Annotated in this window: 13 protein-coding genes and 2 pseudogenes; 8 read left to right on the top strand and 7 right to left on the bottom strand. The window is 52.6% G+C overall.

The window, feature by feature from the left end:
* Nucleotides 1-69 precede the first annotated feature (69 nt).
* Entirely contained in the window at nucleotides 70-429 is a 360-nt protein-coding gene (gene arsC, locus OGV67_RS18085; protein ID WP_104868362.1) for an arsenate reductase (glutaredoxin), read from the top strand.
* Here the strand turns inward: arsC and OGV67_RS18080 are convergent.
* On the bottom strand, nucleotides 426-1,271 hold the full coding sequence (locus tag OGV67_RS18080; protein ID WP_115614568.1) for a helix-turn-helix domain-containing protein: 846 nt from the start codon (nucleotides 1,269-1,271) through the stop codon (nucleotides 426-428). The two genes, arsC and OGV67_RS18080, sit on opposite strands and share 4 nt — an antisense overlap.
* A gap of 159 nt (nucleotides 1,272-1,430) precedes the next feature.
* Between OGV67_RS18080 and celB the strand changes: the two genes are divergently transcribed.
* The 3 genes from celB to OGV67_RS18065 are packed head-to-tail and all read left to right on the top strand — an operon-like array spanning nucleotide 1,431 to nucleotide 5,140.
* Complete coding sequence (gene celB / locus OGV67_RS18075; protein ID WP_286465851.1) at nucleotides 1,431-2,750, top strand: PTS cellobiose transporter subunit IIC; 1,320 nt, start codon at nucleotides 1,431-1,433, stop codon at nucleotides 2,748-2,750.
* A gap of 3 nt (nucleotides 2,751-2,753) precedes the next feature.
* On the top strand, nucleotides 2,754-3,713 hold the full coding sequence (locus tag OGV67_RS18070; protein ID WP_012131290.1) for a glycosylasparaginase: 960 nt from the start codon (nucleotides 2,754-2,756) through the stop codon (nucleotides 3,711-3,713).
* Nucleotides 3,710-5,140, top strand: coding sequence for a leucyl aminopeptidase family protein (locus OGV67_RS18065; protein WP_115614566.1), 1,431 nt, complete (start codon nucleotides 3,710-3,712; stop codon nucleotides 5,138-5,140). Before OGV67_RS18070 ends, OGV67_RS18065 begins: the two co-directional genes overlap by 4 nt.
* Before the next feature lie 35 nt (nucleotides 5,141-5,175).
* On the opposite strand, the gene OGV67_RS18060 is transcribed toward OGV67_RS18065, so the two are convergent.
* From OGV67_RS18060 to OGV67_RS18045, 4 genes are all read right to left on the bottom strand, one after another.
* Complete coding sequence (locus tag OGV67_RS18060; protein WP_213164963.1) at nucleotides 5,176-5,877, bottom strand: DnaA inactivator Hda; 702 nt, start codon at nucleotides 5,875-5,877, stop codon at nucleotides 5,176-5,178.
* Between the two features lie 95 nt (nucleotides 5,878-5,972).
* The gene (gene uraA, locus OGV67_RS18055) at nucleotides 5,973-7,262 is read right to left on the bottom strand and encodes a uracil permease (RefSeq protein ID WP_012131287.1); all 1,290 of its coding nucleotides are present in this window, start codon (nucleotides 7,260-7,262) and stop codon (nucleotides 5,973-5,975) included.
* An 87-nt stretch (nucleotides 7,263-7,349) separates the two neighbouring features.
* The gene (gene upp, locus OGV67_RS18050) at nucleotides 7,350-7,976 is read right to left on the bottom strand and encodes a uracil phosphoribosyltransferase (RefSeq protein WP_012131286.1); all 627 of its coding nucleotides are present in this window, start codon (nucleotides 7,974-7,976) and stop codon (nucleotides 7,350-7,352) included.
* Nucleotides 7,977-8,159: 183 nt separating this feature from the next.
* On the bottom strand, nucleotides 8,160-9,590 hold the full coding sequence (locus tag OGV67_RS18045) for a 6-phospho-beta-glucosidase (RefSeq protein ID WP_012131285.1): 1,431 nt from the start codon (nucleotides 9,588-9,590) through the stop codon (nucleotides 8,160-8,162).
* A 292-nt stretch (nucleotides 9,591-9,882) separates the two neighbouring features.
* Between OGV67_RS18045 and purM the strand changes: the two genes are divergently transcribed.
* The 4 genes from purM to ppx all read left to right on the top strand — a co-directional run bounded on the left by purM (nucleotide 9,883) and on the right by ppx (nucleotide 15,388).
* Nucleotides 9,883-10,920: a phosphoribosylformylglycinamidine cyclo-ligase gene (purM, locus tag OGV67_RS18040; protein ID WP_104868358.1), complete on the top strand. Its 1,038-nt coding sequence runs from the start codon at nucleotides 9,883-9,885 to the stop codon at nucleotides 10,918-10,920.
* Nucleotides 10,920-11,555: a phosphoribosylglycinamide formyltransferase gene (gene purN / locus OGV67_RS18035; protein ID WP_104869114.1), complete on the top strand. Its 636-nt coding sequence runs from the start codon at nucleotides 10,920-10,922 to the stop codon at nucleotides 11,553-11,555. The genes purM and purN overlap by 1 nt, the downstream gene beginning before the upstream one ends.
* 220 nt (nucleotides 11,556-11,775) lie before the next feature.
* Nucleotides 11,776-13,842 carry a polyphosphate kinase 1 gene (gene ppk1 / locus OGV67_RS18030; RefSeq protein ID WP_012131280.1) on the top strand — a complete coding sequence of 689 codons (2,067 nt, stop codon included), beginning with the start codon at nucleotides 11,776-11,778 and terminating at the stop codon, nucleotides 13,840-13,842.
* 4 nt (nucleotides 13,843-13,846) lie between these two features.
* Nucleotides 13,847-15,388 (top strand): exopolyphosphatase, encoded by a 1,542-nt coding sequence (ppx, locus tag OGV67_RS18025; protein WP_049008620.1) that lies wholly within the window; start codon nucleotides 13,847-13,849, stop codon nucleotides 15,386-15,388.
* Between the two features lie 7 nt (nucleotides 15,389-15,395).
* On the opposite strand, the pseudogene OGV67_RS18020 reads toward ppx, so the two are convergent.
* Both OGV67_RS18020 and OGV67_RS22200 read right to left on the bottom strand, forming a co-directional pair.
* Nucleotides 15,396-17,645, bottom strand: a pseudogene (locus tag OGV67_RS18020) (sensor domain-containing phosphodiesterase).
* 164 nt (nucleotides 17,646-17,809) lie between these two features.
* Nucleotides 17,810-17,878 (bottom strand): annotated as a pseudogene (locus OGV67_RS22200) (hypothetical protein); the annotation flags it as partial.
* Between the last annotated feature and the right edge of the window lie 94 nt (nucleotides 17,879-17,972).

Genomic DNA, 17,972 nt, shown 5'->3' with positions numbered 1-17,972 from the left:
TCGTTCTGTTGCCGGGTGGCGACGCTATCGCGTTTTATCCGGCCTACAGTTCGCGCGAAAGGAGAAATCATGTCTGATGCAGTAAAAATCTACCACAACCCGCGTTGTTCAAAGAGCCGCGACACGCTGAGCCTGCTGAAATCCAACGGCGTTGAACCGGAAGTGGTGCTTTACCTGGAAACACCTGCCGACGCAGCGACGCTGCATGAACTGCTGCGTATGTTAGGGATGTCCAGCGCACGCGAACTGATGCGCCAGAAAGAAGATCTCTACAAGTCTCTCAATCTGGCCGACAGCCATCTGAGCGAAGAGGCGCTGATTCAGGCGATGGTGGAAAACCCGAAACTGATGGAGCGACCGATTGTCGTCGCCAACGGTCAGGCTCGTATTGGCCGCCCGCCGGAGCAGGTGCTGGAAATCGTGAGCTAATCCATGCGCCGCAGCGCTTCCAGAAAGTCCTGCGGCGTACAATCCCCCAGTTTTTTCTGCGTCTTACCACGGTTGTAGCATTCACATAAGCGGATAAGCAACTCGCTGGCAGATTCACTATTTAGCCGGGGAACAATCTCATTCAGCGGTATTGTCACCGGCACCCAACCGGGAATCGTACCGGTTATTTGGCATGACATGCCGCGCGTCGCCAGGTGCGTTTTTAGCTGCGGGCATATGCGATCAGAAATATTTGTCTCAATAGATTGTATATCAGCCGGGCAGGTTTCCAGCAATTCATCCAGCCAGACCACGACCCGCTGCGGTGAAATACCCGCATACAGTCGGGCAAAGCACCAGCCGCTCATCGGCTCGCGCGCCCAGAACAAATGATGTTCGCCACCGTCGTCCATATGTAACGAGAGTGGAAGGTGATACAGCGCCAGATGATTCGGCAGCATCCCGGATTTTAACGCTTTTTTCCCTTGTAACGACGCCCGCTGTCGCCGAGGTGTCGCCGGTTTAAGATAACGATTCAACGTCGCGCGCGACACAACAATGCCCAGCACCTCGTTCACCAACAATAAGAGGTCATCCAGCGGCGCACCTGTTGCGTCGCGCAAGGCGTTCACCAAAACAACCTGCTCTTGTCTCATCGCTTTGTATATCGTCTTCGGCGTAGTTTGCCCATCACTAACCCGATCACGATGTCGCCATCGCCTCACTGTCGTAACAGAAATCCCAAGCTCGGCGGCAAGCTCTCTGTCGCTTTTTTCAGACTGCTGAAGATAGCGACGAATACGCGGTGTGGTAGTGGCATTGGCGTGCAATTTTATTTCCATCGCAAGAATCCCTGTCGATTTTCAGATAATTAATCTTATGAGATTTATATGTTAATCGCGATCACATTGTGAGCTATTTCACCTTTCGTTCACACGCCTTCGCAGATAATCCTCATGCATAGCACACACAACGTGAGTTAATCTTGTACGGAGTTCACAATGAACAATGTTCTGGGATTTCTTGAAGCAAAACTGATGCCTCTGGCGGCGAAAACCGCTCAGCAGCGGCATCTCGGCGCGATTCGTGGCGCATACGTTTCGTTTATGCCGTTTATTATCGTCGGCTCTATTCTGCTGGTGATCTCTTCGTTTCCGAATCAAAACTATCAGCAGTTTATGTCTCAGGCTTTTGGCGAGAGCTGGAGTGCAATTATTGAGATCCCGTTTAACGCGGTGTTCTCAACGATGTCGCTGTTTATCAGTTTCCTGGTCGCATTTCGTCTGGCGGAACACTACGGCGAAGATCGCATCTCCTGCGGCATTCTGGCGCTGGTCTGTTTTCTGATCCTTACACCGTTTATCAAAGTGGCGGAAAACGGCGGTATTACCGTGATCCCCGTAGAGTGGATTGGCACAAAAGGGTTGTTCGTCGCGATGATCGGTTCGCTGCTGTGGACTGAACTTTTCTGCTGGCTAAAGCGTAAAAATCTGGTGATCAAAATGCCAGAAGGTGTGCCACCGGCGGTGCAAGAATCTTTTGCCGCGCTGATCCCCGCCTTACTGGTCATGATACTGGTACTGAGCATTCGCATCTTGTTTGAAAACACCCATTACCAGACCATCCATCAGTTTATTTACGAAGTGGTCGCCACACCGGTTCGTCATTACGGCACCTCTTACTTTGGCGCGCTGATGACAGTGTTCAGCATCACTATTTTGTGGTCGGTCGGTATTAACTCCGGCTCAATGGTTAACGGCATCATCCGCCCGCTGTGGATGGAAAACCAGACCGACAACATTGCGGCTATTCAGGCTGGCACCCCCCCCACACACATCATTACGGAACAGTTTTTTGACATGATTTGGATGGGCGGCGCGGGCGCAACGTTGTCGCTGGTGTTAGCCATGCTTTTCTTTGCGCGCAGTAAAAACATGCGGGAAGTGGCGCGGCTCGGTGCCGGAGCGTCCGTGTTCAACATCAACGAACCGATTCTGTTCGGTCTGCCGGTGATAATGAATCCGATAATGCTGATCCCCTTCAACCTGGTGCCGCTGGTGCTGGTCACCGTACAGTATACCGCGATGAAGCTCGGCGCGGTCGCCGTCACCACGGGCGTCTTTATTCCGTGGACGCTGCCGCCAGTCATTAGCGGTTTTATCGTTACCGGACATATTAGCGGCAGCGTCATGCAGCTCATTAACCTGCTGATTGGCGCAATGCTGTATCTGCCCTTTATGCGGATCGTCGATAAACAGTACCGCGCGGCGGAACGGGCTGCCGTAACGCAGCCCGATGCACCACTTGCAAAACAGGAGTAAACCATGTGGGGAATTATCGCAACCTGGCGAATGGCGCTTGAAGGTGTGGCGGAATCCGCGTCTGCACTGGCTGCGGGAAACCCGGTCGCAATGGCGGTGGTAGACGCCGTCGCAACCGTTGAGGACTTTCCGTTTTATAAATCCGTGGGCTATGGCGGACTGCCTACTGAAAATGGCGAGGTCGAACTGGATGCCGCCTATATGGACGGCGATACCCTGGCGTTTGGGGCGGTCGGGAATCTGGTGGATATTGCCAACCCGGTGCGCGTCGCACATGCGTTAAGCCGTCAGCGCTATAACTGTCTGCTGGTTGGCCAGGGTGCGCGTGAATGGGCACTGAGCCAGGGATTTGCGGATAAAACCATGCTCACCGACAGAGCCATCCAGCACTATCAAAAACGCTGCCGGGAGACGCTGGATAAAGGCTTAAGTCCATATAACGGCCACGATACGGTTGGCATTATTGGTCTGGATAAACTGGGGTCGATGAGCGTTGCCACCTCCACCAGCGGCCTGTTTATGAAAAAACGCGGACGCATTGGCGACTCTCCGGTTATTGGTTCCGGCTTCTATTGCGACAGTGAAGTCGGCGCGGCAACGGCAACGGGCGTTGGTGAAGATCTGATGAAAGGCTGCGCCAGCTATGAAATTGTTCGTCGCATGGCGCAGGGAATGACACCGCAACAAGCGGCTGATTCTGTCGTGTTTGAGCTGGAAGATAAATTGATGTCGCGATTTGGTCGCACAGGCGACCTCTCGGTGGTCTGCATGAACCGTAAAGGCGAGTTTGGCGCAGCCACTAACATCAAAACATTCTCGTTCGTTGTCGCTACCGCACGCCAACCGCTCACCGTATTTCGCGCCGAACGCCAGCACGAGAAAACCCATTATCACCCCGTCGATGAAGAATGGATGCAAGACTATGCCGCACGGATACGTGCTCCAGTCGAGGAAGAGAAATGATTTCATACCAACTGATTTGCTCACCCGCAGAGGTTCAACCACAAGGCCATCTTATCGCGCCTCCTGGCTGTTCTTTATTGCGGGATTCCGCTCTGCTCGCGGAAATGCGCGTACTGGCGCAAGATAAAGTAGCGGATACCCGCTTTGGCTGCGCGCCTTTTACGCGAATTACCCTGTTGCCTGATGCGCTCTGGCAGGACAGCCTGACCGAAGGTTTACTCAATGCGATACGACCGCTGCTGGCCTCGCCAGTCAGCGAAAATGTGCTGATTGATGTCACCGAAATAAATGACACTGTACTGGCGCTGCTGCTGCGTTTTCTGTTCAATCAGGCGTATACGCTCAATGATTTACAATTGAAAAAAACGGATGCCACCGCCACTCGCATCCGCCATATCACCGCGTTCTGCCAGCCAGAACAATACGAGAAACGTGAAAAAATGTTCAGGCAGCAGCAGGCCATTGCCAACGGCATGATCACTGCAAGGCGGCTGGCGGATACCCCCTCCGATTGCTGTACGCCGCAGTTCGTGGTCAACGAGGCACAAACCCTGTGCGCCTCTTTTCCTGCGCTGCACTGTGAAGTCCTTGATGAACAACAAATTGTTGAACAAGGTCTCGGACTGCTCCATGCGGTTGGCAAAGGAGCGACCTGTCCACCGCGTTTGCTTGCCATTCATTACAACGGCATAAGTGACGGCCCGGTACGCTGCTACATAGGTAAAGGGATAACGTTTGATACCGGTGGCCTGTGGTTGAAAGAGGGCGCGGGTATGTACACCATGAAATATGACATGTGTGGCGCAGCCAACGTGTTGGGACTGCTCCTGACGGTTGCGGAGTTAAAACTGCCCGTACGCATAATGGGCGTGCTGGCGCTGGCTGAAAACGCGATCGGCCCGAACGCAATGCAGCCTGGCAGCGTTGCTCGCGCCTGCAACGGTATGACAGTGGAAATCAATAACACCGACGCTGAAGGACGACTGGTGCTGGCCGACGCCATTGCATGGACGAGCCAACGACAGCCGCAGGCCCGTTATATCATCGACATGGCAACCTTGACCGGTGCGGTGGTGAAAGCGCTTGGCTACGAACTCAGCGGGCTGATGACTCAGGACGATGCGTTAAGACAGGCGCTAACAGAGGCTGGACGGCAGAGCGGAGATGAAGTCTGGTCTTTACCTCTGGATGCACGACTGAAAAAGCAGACCAAAAGCGCCATAGCCGATCTCTGTAATACGCCGACGAACAATGCGGCAATCAGCGCTTCCGCAGCCTGGTTACTGCATCATTTTTGCCCGTCGGATATCCCGTGGGCACATCTGGACATTAGCGGTACGGCGCTATGGCGAGAAAACGGCAGAAGCGTCGCGTCCGGCAGGCCGATTCCACTGCTGGTTGAGCACTTACTGGAAGATATTGCCTGAGTTTTTTGCCCGGCCACCGGGCAAAAACGGCAGCGTTACAGCGTCAGAATCTCTTTAACGAACGGAATGGTGAGTTTACGCTGTGCGGTGATTGAGGCGTGATCGAGCTGATCCAGCGTAATAAATAGCGTACGCATCTCACGATCCAGCCGCTTCAACAGAAAACGCCCGACATCTTCCGGCAGTTCAAACCCACGCAGTCTGGCGCGCAGTTGTAACGCCTGGAGTTTGTCTTCATCAGAGAGAGGTTGCAGCTTGTAGATTTGCCCCCAGTCCAGACGAGAAGCCAGATCGGGTAATCCCAGCTTTAACTGACGTGGAGGGCGATCGCCGGTGATCAGCAGGCGCGTTTTTCCCGACTCAAGGATGCGGTTATAGAGATCAAAGATCGCCATTTCCCATAGTTCATCTCCGGCGACACATTCAATATTGTCAATACACACCAGCGACAAATGTTCCATGCCGTCAAGCACTTCCGGTACAAACCAGGTGCGCTTATCCAGCGGCACATAGCCTACCGCGTCGCCGCGTTGCGACAGTTCAGCACACGCCGCGTGCAGCAGATGGCTACGGCCCGCGCCTTCACGCGACCAGAGATAAATATATCCGCTATGTTCCTGACGCAGCACGTTTTGCAGTGCAGCCAGTAAAGAGGCGTTATCCCCCGGCCAGAAACTTGCGAAAGTTTCGTCGTCAGGAAGATAAAGTGGCAGAGAGAGCTGTGCCGGAGTGTTCAGAGATACCTCAATCCAGGATTCCATAAAATCGCGATGAGTTTACCACAGAATTCCATCACGATAGAACCGGGCAGCAGCACTGCCCGGTTTCAGGATTATTGCTGCGGCGTATCCGCGTCTTTCGCATCCAGCACCACTTCTTCCGGGCGCAGAACGCTGATCAGTTTGAAGATCAGGCTCAGGCCGATCCCAACGATGGTCGCCAGCGCCATTCCTTTCAGTTCCGCCGCGCCAATATGCACTTTCGCGCCGCTGACGCCGATGATCAAAATCACCGAAGTCAGGATCAGGTTCTGCGCTTTGTTGTAATCGACTTTTGATTCAATCAATACGCGAATACCGGATGCGCCGATCACGCCGTACAACAGCAGCGATACGCCGCCCATTACCGGCAGCGGGATTATCTGAATCGCAGCGGCCAGTTTACCCACGCAGGAGAGCAGAATGGCAAAAATCGCCGCGCCGCCGATAACCCAGGTGCTGTACACGCGGGTGATCGCCATAACACCGATGTTTTCACCGTAGGTGGTGTTCGGCGTAGAACCGAAGAACCCGGAAATCATCGTTGATAACCCATTGGCAAACATCGAACGATGCAGGCCAGGGTCACGAACCAGATCCTTTTTAACGATGTTCGCCGTCACGACCAGGTGGCCTACGTGTTCGGCAATCACCACCAGCGCCGCTGGCAGGATTGTCAGAATGGCAAACCATTCAAAGCGCGGCGTATAGAACGTTGGCAGCGCGAACCAGTGCGCTTCGGCAATCGGCGCGGTATCCACTACCCCCATCGCAAATGACAGCGCATAGCCTGCCAGCACGCCGATCAGGATCGGAATAATGGCCAGGAAACCCCGGAACAGCACGGAGCCAAAGACCGTCACCGCCAGGGTCACAAGGGAGATGGTAATGGTTTTGGTATCCGGGGATTGCCCTTCAGCAGGCAGTAACCCGGCCATACCCGCAGCCACGCCCGCCAGTTCCAGACCGATAACGGCAACGATTGCGCCCATCGCCGCAGGCGGGAACATCACGTCCAGCCAGCCGGTTCCGGCTTTCTTCACGATAAAAGAGACCAGACAGAACAGCACGCCGCACATGATAAAACCGCCCAGCGCCACTTCATACCCCAGCGGCAACAGCAGCAGAACCGGCGAAATAAAGGCAAAGCTCGACCCTAAATATGCAGGGATTTTACCTTTACAAATAAAGAGATACAGCAACGTACCGATGCCGTTAAACAGCAGAACGGTAGCCGGGTTGATATGAAACAGGACTGGCACCAGCACGGTTGCGCCAAACATGGCGAACAAATGCTGCAAACTAAGCGGGATTGTCTGTAAAAGCGGCGGTCTTTCACTTACCCCGATAGCACGGCGCGTCATAGTGTTTTCCTCTGAGTGTTGTATGTTATGGGTGTTTTATTCAAAAAAAAGCCGACTCTTAAAGTCGGCTCTTTATTATTCATTCACTTACTTCGTACCAAAGATCTTATCACCGGCATCGCCGAGGCCCGGAATAATGTATCCGTGCTCGTTAAGTCCCTTATCAATCGATGCGGTGTACAGCTCAACATCCGGGTGCGCTTTCTCCAGCGCCGCAATGCCTTCCGGCGCAGCAACCAGCACCAGCACTTTAATGCTGTGGCAGCCTGCGTTTTTCAGCAGATCGATCGTCGCAATCATTGAACCGCCGGTTGCCAGCATCGGGTCAACCACCAGCGCCATACGCTCATCGATGTTGGATACCAGTTTCTGGAAGTACGGAACGGGCTCCAGCGTTTCTTCGTTACGGTAGATGCCCACCACGCTGATACGCGCGCTCGGCACATGCTCCAGGACGCCTTCCATCATGCCCAGACCGGCACGCAGGATAGGAACCACGGTGATTTTTTTACCTTTGATTTGTTCGATTTCAACCGGGCCATTCCAGCCGTCGATGGTTACCGTTTCGGTTTCCAGGTCTGCGGTCGCTTCATAGGTCAGCAGGCTGCCTACTTCCGAGGCGAGTTCACGAAAGCGTTTGGTGCTAATGTCGTTTTCACGCATCAGACCCAGCTTGTGTTTGACGAGTGGGTGTTTGACTTCCACGATCTTCATACTCTTCTCCTTTCCTCAGACGAGTGGCAACCACAAAAAAAATCGCCGGATTATACCGCTTTTCCTCTCTGGCGCAACACAACGTATGCTTGACATGGATCAACCAAAGTGACATACGTCTGGAGAATGAGTATAAAACACGCCCCGCACAGATGGCGGGGCTGAATAACAACATATTGAATCTTAAATATTTTCTCCGTTGTTTTTAATCACATTTTGATACCAGGCAAAAGATTTCTTCGGATGGCGCGCTAACGTCCCGCTGCCGTCATTATTTTTATCGACATAGATAAAGCCATAACGTTTTTTCATCTCGCCCGTCCCCGCCGACACCAAATCAATGCAGCCCCACGGGGTGTAGCCCATCAAATCAACGCCATCTTCCACAACGGCTTTTTTCATTTCACGAATGTGCGCTGCGAGATAGTCGATACGGTACCGATCGTCAACGGAACCATCTGCCTGCTGAATATCTATCGCCCCAAAGCCGTTCTCGACAATAAACAACGGTAGCTGGTAGTGATCCCAGAACCAGTTGAGCGAGTAGCGTAACCCCACAGGATCGATCTGCCAGCCCCAGTCCGACTTCTGCACATACGGATTGGAGACCAGACTTTTCGTTTCGTCGTAATCGAGCTGTGGGTTATCTGCGGTCGCTTTCGTGGCAAAAGACATGTAATAGCTGAAACCGATATAGTCCACACAGCCCTGTAACAGCGCCGCGCGATCTTCATCGGTGATATCCAGCGCAAAGCCCCGACGCGCAAAGTAGTTGAGGATATGCTGCGGATATTTCCCGCGCACATGCACATCCGTAAACCAGTAGCGACGGTGCATCGCGTTCATCGCCATCATCATATCGTCCGGCGCGCAGGTCAGCGGATAGATCGGACACATGGCGATCATGCAGCCAACCTGCAATGCCGGGTTGATCTCCCGCGCCGCTTTCACCGCCAGCGCGCTGGCGACCAGCTCATAGTGCGCCGCCTGATACATCACCGGTTCACGATCTTCGCCCGGCAGGTATTTCAGCCCCGAGTTGGTGAACGGCGCGAAATCTTCGTGATAATTGGCCTGGTTGTTGATCTCATTGAAGGTCATCCAGTATTTCACTTTGTGCTGATAGCGGGTAAATACCACTTTCGCGAAGCGCACGAAGAAATCGATCAGCTTACGGTTACGCCAGCCGCCATATTCCGTGACCAGATGGTAAGGCATTTCAAAATGCGACAGCGTAATCACCGGTTCAATACCGTACTTCAGACATTCATCAAACAGGGCATCATAAAACTGCAAACCCGCTTCATTCGGCTGTAATTCATCCCCCTGCGGGAAAATGCGCGTCCAGGCGATAGAGGTGCGAAAACATTTAAAGCCCATCTCGGCAAAGAGCTTAATATCGTCTTTGTAGCGGTGATAGAAATCGATAGCCTCATGGTTAGGATAATTTTTCCCGGCGATCACGCCGTCGGTAATTTCCCGCGGAACGCCATGCGCACCGGCGGTCATCACATCCGCCACGCTAATCCCCTTTCCGCCTTCCTGCCAGCCGCCTTCTAACTGGTGAGCGGCAACGGCGCCGCCCCACATGAAATTCGCTTTAAATCCAGACATACGTTTCCCTCATTGTAATTGCAATGTTAACGCCGCTACGCTGACAACCCGAAGCAAAACAGAAACCGGTTTCAGTACGATACTGTGCATAACTGGCGCAGGTTTCAAGCACGGTAATGAACCCGGTTTCATTTTCGTGGAGCAGTTCAAACAAATGGGTACACAACGGTAAAACGCTGAAAAATTCGGCAGATAAAAACGGATGCAGAGCAGGCTCGCAAACGTTTGCTTTCCCTGTTAGAATTGCGCCGAATTTAATTTTCACCGCAAGTAACGCGTGGGGACCTAAGCAGTGACCGACAAAACCTCTCTTAGCTATAAAGATGCCGGTGTTGATATTGACGCTGGTAATGCTCTGGTTGATCGAATCAAAGGCGTAGTGAAGAAAACTCGCCGCCCGGAAGTCATGGGTGGTTTGGGTGGCTTCGGCGCGCTGTGCGCATTGCCGCAAAAATATCGTGAGCCTGTACTGGTTTCCGGCACTGACGGCGTAGGGACAAAACTGCGTCTGGCGATGGATCTGAAACGCCACGACACCATCGGGATCGACCTGGTGGCGATGTGCGTCAACGATCTGGTCGTTCAGGGCGCGGAGCCGCTGTTCTTCCTGGATTACTACGCGACCGGCAAGCTGGACGTCGATACCGCCGCCAGCGTGATCAATGGTATTGCCGAAGGTTGTCTGCAATCAGGCTGCGCGCTGGTCGGCGGCGAAACCGCTGAAATGCCAGGGATGTATCATGGCGAAGATTACGATGTCGCCGGTTTCTGCGTCGGCGTGGTGGAAAAATCAGAAATTATCGACGGTTCCAAAGTGACCGATGGCGATGTGCTGATTGCCCTTGGCTCCAGCGGCCCGCACTCCAACGGCTATTCTCTGGTGCGCAAGATCGTTGAAGTCAGCGGTTGCGACCCGGAAAACACCGAGCTGGAAGGCAAACCGTTAGCCGATCACCTGCTGGCGCCAACCCGCATTTATGTGAAGTCCATTCTGGAACTGATTGAAAAAGTCGATGTGCACGCCATCGCCCACCTGACCGGCGGCGGTTTCTGGGAAAATATTCCTCGCGTATTGCCGGACAACACCCAGGCGGTGATTGACGAATCTTCCTGGCAATGGCCAGCCGTCTTCAACTGGCTGCAAACCGCAGGCAACGTCAGCCAGCATGAAATGTATCGCACCTTCAACTGCGGCGTCGGGATGGTGATCGCCCTGCCGGAAGCGGAAGTGGATAACGCCCTCGCCCTGCTGAAAGCAAAAGGTGAAAACGCCTGGAAAATCGGTATCATTAAAGCCTCTGATTCCGAACAGCGCGTGGTTATTCAATGATGAATCTTGTGGTGCTTATTTCCGGCAACGGAAGCAATTTGCAGGCGATTATCGATGCCTGCAAAGAGAAAAAAATCAAAGGCACCCTTCGGGCAGTATTCAGCAACAAGGCCGACGCGTTCGGCCTTGAACGCGCGCGTGAGGCCGGAATTCCGGCACATGCGTTAACGGCCGATCAATTCGCCAGCCGTGAAGCGTTTGACCGCGAACTGATGCGTGAAATAGACGCTTACGCCCCCGATCTCGTGGTGCTGGCGGGCTATATGCGCATCCTGAGCCCCGCGTTCGTCGCCCACTATGAGGGGCGTCTACTCAATATTCACCCTTCCCTGCTGCCAAAATACCCGGGGTTGCATACGCACCGTCAGGCGCTGGAAAACGGCGATGAAGAACACGGAACCTCTGTCCATTTTGTTACCGATGAACTCGACGGCGGCCCGGTTATTCTGCAAGCGAAGATTCCGGTCTTTGAAGGCGACAGCGAAGATGAAATTACGGCCCGCGTTCAGACGCAGGAACACGCTATCTATCCGCTGGTCATCAGTTGGTTTGTGGATGGCCGTCTGGAAATGCGTGATAACGCCGCCTGGCTGGATGGCAATCGCCTGCCGCCGCAAGGCTATGCCGCCGAGTAATAACATTCCCTCGCAGGACGGCGCCATCAGGCAATCCAACGTTTCAATGCCGGGTGGCGCGTCAACGCTTTATCCGGCCTACGCCTCAGGAATTCCCCTCATCTCTTTGCTTATCTGACGGTTTATTGTCATATTTTTCTGGCACAGTTGGACATCTGAGCGCAATGCTCGCCATAATAATCAGGCAGTGTCCCGTGAATAAAACGGAGTGTGAGTTGTAATGGGTCAGGAAAAACTATACATCGAGAAAGAGCTAAGTTGGTTAGCGTTCAACGAACGCGTGCTCCAGGAAGCTGCGGATAAATCAAATCCGCTTATTGAACGCATGCGCTTCCTGGGCATCTATTCCAATAACCTTGACGAGTTCTATAAAGTTCGTTTCGCCGAACTGAAACGTCGCATCATAATCAGCGAAGAACAGGGTTCTAATTCTCATTCTCGCCATCTGCTAGGTAAGATCCAGTCCCGGGTACTAAAAGCCGACCAGGAATTCGACAGCCTGTACAACGAATTGCTGCTGGAAATGGCGCGTAATCAGATCTTCTTAATCAACGAACGCCAACTGTCGGCCAACCAGCAAAGCTGGCTGCGGCATTATTTTAAACATTACTTACGCCAACACATCACGCCAATTCTGATCAATCGCGAAACGGATTTAGTTCAGTTTCTGAAAGATGATTACACCTATCTGGCCGTAGAGATTATTCGCGGCGATGCTATCCGCTACGCGCTGCTGGAAATTCCATCCGACAAAGTGCCGCGTTTTGTGAATCTGCCGCCGGAAGCGCCGCGTCGCCGTAAGCCGATGATCCTGCTGGATAACATTTTGCGCTACTGCCTGGACGACATCTTCAAAGGCTTCTTTGACTACGACGCGCTGAATGCCTACTCAATGAAGATGACCCGTGATGCCGAATACGATTTGGTGCACGAGATGGAATCGAGCCTGATGGAGCTGATGTCCTCCAGCCTGAAACAACGCCTGACCGCCGAGCCGGTGCGTTTTGTTTATCAGCGCGATATGCCAAACGCGCTGGTGGAAGTGCTGCGTGAAAAGCTGACCATCTCCCGCTACGACTCCATCGTACCCGGCGGCCGGTATCACAACTTCAAAGACTTCATTAGCTTCCCCAACGTGGGCAAAGCCAATCTGGTGAACAAGCCGCTGCCGCGACTGCGCCATCTCTGGTTCGATAAAGAGAAGTTCCGCAACGGGTTCGACGCCATTCGCGAGCGCGACGTTCTGCTCTATTATCCGTACCACACTTTCGAACATGTGCTGGAATTGCTGCGCCAGGCCTCCTTTGACCCCAGCGTGCTGGCGATCAAAATCAACATCTACCGTGTGGCGAAGGATTCACGCATCATCGACTCGATGATTCACGCCGCCCATAACGGCAAGAAAGTCACCGTGGTGGTAGAATTGCAGGCGCGATTCGATGAAGAGGCGAATATCCACTGGGCGAAGCGGCTGACCGAAGCAGGCGTACATGTGATCTTCTCGGCGCCAGGCCTGAAAATTCACGCCAAACTGTTCCTCATCTCGCGTAAAGAAGGCGATGAGGTGGTGCGTTATGCGCACATCGGCACAGGGAACTTCAACGAAAAAACGGCACGCCTGTACACCGACTATTCCTTACTGACCGCCGATGCGCGTATCACGAACGAAGTCCGTCGCGTGTTCAACTTTATCGAGAACCCTTACCGCCCGGTGACGTTCGACTATTTGCTGGTCTCTCCGCAGAATTCACGACGCTTGCTGTACGAGATGATCGATAAAGAAATCGCCAACGCCCAGCAAGGTCTCCCCTCCGGCATTACGCTGAAGCTGAATAACCTGGTGGACAAGGGGCTGGTCGACCGTCTGTACGCTGCATCCAGCTCGGGTGTGCCGGTCAATCTGCTGGTTCGTGGGATGTGTTCGCTGATTCCAAATCTGGAAGGCATTAGCGACAATATCCGCGTGATCAGTATCGTGGATCGCTATCTCGAACATGACCGGGTTTATATTTTTACCAACGGCGGCGATAAGCAGGTGTATCTTTCCTCCGCTGACTGGATGACGAGAAATATCGATTACCGTATCGAAGTTGCTGCGCCGCTGCTCGACCCGTGTCTTAAGCAACGCGTGCTGGATATTATTGACATCCTGTTTAGCGACACGGTAAAAGCCCGCTACATAGATAAAGAACTGAGTAATCGCTACGTGCCGCGCGGAAATCGTCGCAAGGTGCAGTCGCAACTGGCGATTTACGACTACATCAAATCACTCGAGCAACCTGACTAACGCTATGCCAATACATGACAAGACACCCCGGCCGCAGGAGTTCGCGGCGGTCGACCTCGGTTCGAACAGTTTTCATATGGTCATTGCCCGCGTGGTGGATGGCGCCATGCAGATCATCGGTCGGCTGAAACAGCGCGTACATCTGGCGGATGGTCTCGGCGAAGACAATATGTTAAGTGAAGAAGCGATAGAACGCGGGTTAAGCTGCTTATCGTTATTCGCCGAACGCCTACAGGGATTCTCCCCGTCAAGCGTGTGTATCGTAGGCACCCATACCCTGCGCCAGGCGCTGAACGCCACCGATTTTCTGAAGCGCGCGGAGAAGGTCATCCCCTACCCGATCGAAATCATTTCCGGTAACGAAGAAGCCCGCCTGATTTTTATGGGCGTGGAGCATACGCAGCCGGAAAAAGGCCGCAAGCTGGTGATCGATATCGGCGGGGGTTCGACGGAGTTAGTCATCGGCGAAAACTTCGAGCCAAAACTGGTCGAAAGCCGTCGCATGGGGTGCGTCAGTTTCGCACAGATCTATTTTCCTGGCGGCGCCATCAGCCCGGAAAATTTCCAGCGCGCCCGAATGGCCGCTGCGCAAAAACTGGAGACGTTAACCTGGCAGTTCCGCATTCAGGGCTGGAACGTCGCGCTGGGCGCGTCCGGCACCATCAAAGCCGCCCATGAAGTGCTGCTGGAAATGGGTGAGAAGGACGGCTTCATTACGCCAGAACGGCTGGATAAACTGATGGCTGAAGTGCTCAGGCACCGCTCCTTTGAAGCGCTGAGCCTGCCGGGTCTGTCTGAAGAGCGAAAAGCGGTCTTTGTACCGGGTCTGGCCATTCTGTGCGGCGTTTTTGATGCGCTGGCAATCCGCGAACTCCGCCTTTCCGACGGGGCGCTGCGCGAAGGCGTGCTGTACGAAATGGAAGGCCGCTTCCGTCATCAGGATGTGCGCAGCCGTACGGCCAAAAGCCTGGCGAATCAGTATAACATCGACAGCGATCAGGCCCGGCGCGTGCTGGAAACAACCATGCAGATGTATGAACAGTGGCAGATGCAACAGCCAAAGCTGGCACATCCACAGCTGGAAGCGTTACTGAAGTGGGCTGCAATGCTGCATGAGGTGGGGCTGAACATCAACCACAGCGGCCTGCACCGCCACTCTGCCTATATTCTGCAAAACAGCGATTTGCCGGGTTTTAACCAGGAACAGCAACTGATGATGGCGACATTAGTCCGTTATCATCGTAAAGCCGTTAAACTGGATGACTTGCCCCGCTTTACGCTGTTCAAGAAAAAACAATTCCTGCCGTTGATTCAGCTATTGCGCCTGGGCGTTCTGCTGAATAATCAGCGCCAGGCCACCACAACGCCGCCAACGCTACGGCTTAAAACTGACGACAATCACTGGACGTTGCGCTTCCCGCATGACTGGTTTAGCCAAAACGCGCTCGTCCTGCTCGATCTGGAAAAAGAGCAGCAATACTGGGAAGCGGTCACGGGCTGGCGTCTCAAAATCGAAGAAGAGAGTTCGCCCACTATCGCGGCGTAATTTCGCCTCAGGCACCAGACAATGGTGCCTGCACCTCTTCCAGAGTCGCCGCCAGCGGCCTGGGTTCGCCAAGCAAATAGCCCTGAAGGTAATCGATCCCCAACGCGCTCACCGCGCTACGAATTTCTTCGCTTTCCACATATTCCGCCACCACTTGCATATTCTTCATTCGCGCCAGATGGCAAATGGACGCCACAATCTGGTAATCGAGACTGTTAGAGACGATATTGCGAATAAAGCTGCCATCGATCTTGAGAATATTCGCGCTCACATTTTTCAGCCGCGCATAACTGGCATAACCGGTTCCAAAATCATCAATCGCTATCTGGCAACCTAACTGTTGCAACTGTGACAACGTTGCCTGACCCTGTTCGGCATTGGAGAACGCATTGCTTTCGGTCACTTCAAAGATCAGCTGCCACGCTTCAACTTCATACTGGCTCAGCAGGTTACTGACATCAATCGGAAACTGGGCGCGGCATACCGACGTTGGTGACAGATTTATGGCAAAACGGTGGGCTGGCAGCTTATCCCGGTTCTGCGCCATAAAGCGCAGGGTATTTTCAATCACCCACAGATCGATGCTGGACGACAGGCCAAATTCGTGAGCAACGGGCAGAAAACCATCGGGATTGATCATGCCGCCATTATCGTCTTTCAGTCGCAGCAGTATTTCATGGTAAACATCGCCGCGAATGCCTGAAATCGGCTGCGCCATCAGGCAAAAATGATCGTGCTCCAGTGCATACTGCAAGCGGTTCATCATCGCCACTTTATCTTTCAGGTCCCGCTGCAAATGCATTGCGCCACGCCGCTGCATATTCTCCGGTTTGTTGGTCATCAGGGAAAGATCGGCGATGGTGCTTAATTCGCCTAATAACAGATAGATATGGCTGACCGGAGAGCGCACATAGCAGTAGCTGACCCCAACCTGCGGCTGGAGCGGCATATCATCCCACATGAAACGGAATTGCTTGATATGGTTGTCCAGCGCTTCAATGCGCTGTTGATGCGACTCCATATTCAGACGCAGAATCAAATCATGCCCCGACAGCTGATACACGCATTCACCGGGCGCCAGTAAGGTGTTTATCCAGTGGGAGAGCTTTTGCTTGTACTGAATTCTCAGCATAACGCCATAGTTCTTCCCCAGTAATTCCAGGCCGGGCACGCGTAAAAAACAGAGTGCTGACCAGGGCGAATTTTTCAGCGCGCGATTTAGCGCCCGCAGGTTAGGCAGATGTACGACGGGATCAAGATACGCGAGCCGACGCGCCCGACCGCTGACGATTCTCTGGCGCGTCGCCAGCACCGCCATATAGCTCACAATAAAAGAGAAAACCAGGTAGCTTGAAGACGTAATAGTGAGTTGTGTGTCATACCCGGAATAATAAGGCATGTAGCTCTGGTAATAATGAATTGCGGTAATGAGAACAGCCGACCATATCAGCGAAATAAATCGATAACCGTAGCGCATCGCTCCCCATAGCATTACCGGCAATAATAATGACAAGGTATAGTTAGTGCTAAATATTGAACTATTTTCATTCAATGGCATGCAAAGCATTGTCATGAGCAATGTCAGCACGAGCAACCAGATAACAACCTCTTTCTTTGTGACTTTCTTATCAAACTGTTGTTTCAGCTGCGCATAATATCCACGCAGATATAGCGGATTGCGGACAGTGCGAATAATAAAATAACACAGCGGAACGCCGATAAGATTTCCCACCAGCAAAGCCTGATAGTTAATCAATGTATTGATATTAAAAGGCATTACGCCCATCATGCTTGATTTGCTCGCATACATTCCCAGGAAGGCGGCAAATTGAAAGAGTACCAGAAATAACGTCGCCGGGCAAAACACCTGCCAGAACATCCGCTGAAACATCAGATGAGCATCGCCATGAGACACCTGATTACGCCGGGGAGTAAACACGCGATACCCGCCCCAGCAGAGCACGACCGGGATAATGAAATGTCCGATAATGGAGAGCGTCTCATACAATCCCACTATCGGATAGCGATTCCAGAAGATTGCGACCGCAATGCCCGGTAATGCCGCCTAGTCAAAAAATGACATCAGGCTGATAGTGAATGCCAGAGGAAGGTAAAAAAGCGTGACATTACCGGAACCCGTATTGGTATGTGCGTAGGTATTGGCAATGCTTAATATGGGCAACAGCAAAGAGGGTAAAATGAGAGGTAGCACCCACCATTTATCTCTGATTTTGATATAGGTCTGATTTAGTTTCATAGATGCTCAGCAAAAACCCTCGCTTCCTGCAAGGTGCTTCAGACAGGCATCCCACCTGACTTTAAAATAATAATAAAAACAACGTCACAATATGTGTCTTGATTCTAGTTATCAACGGGAAGCAACATTTGATATATATCAATCAATTTCCTTCTCATTAACTAATAATTACGTTTTTTCTGCTTCGTTATCATTAATTTATTATTAATGTAAATACTAAAATTATCTTCCATAACAATAAGAGATAAATCAACTGACGTATTTTTACATAATCGACAATTGACCATTCCTTTACAATGTGCCTTAATGTACCCATCGCCCACTATG

It is taken from the genome of Citrobacter sp. CK188 (genome assembly GCF_030333525.1).
In the GTDB taxonomy this organism is placed as follows: Bacteria; Pseudomonadota; Gammaproteobacteria; order Enterobacterales; family Enterobacteriaceae; genus Citrobacter_B; species Citrobacter_B koseri.
The sequence above is the reverse complement of the archived record's forward strand: the minus strand, read 5'-3'. Positions and strand labels throughout refer to the sequence as shown.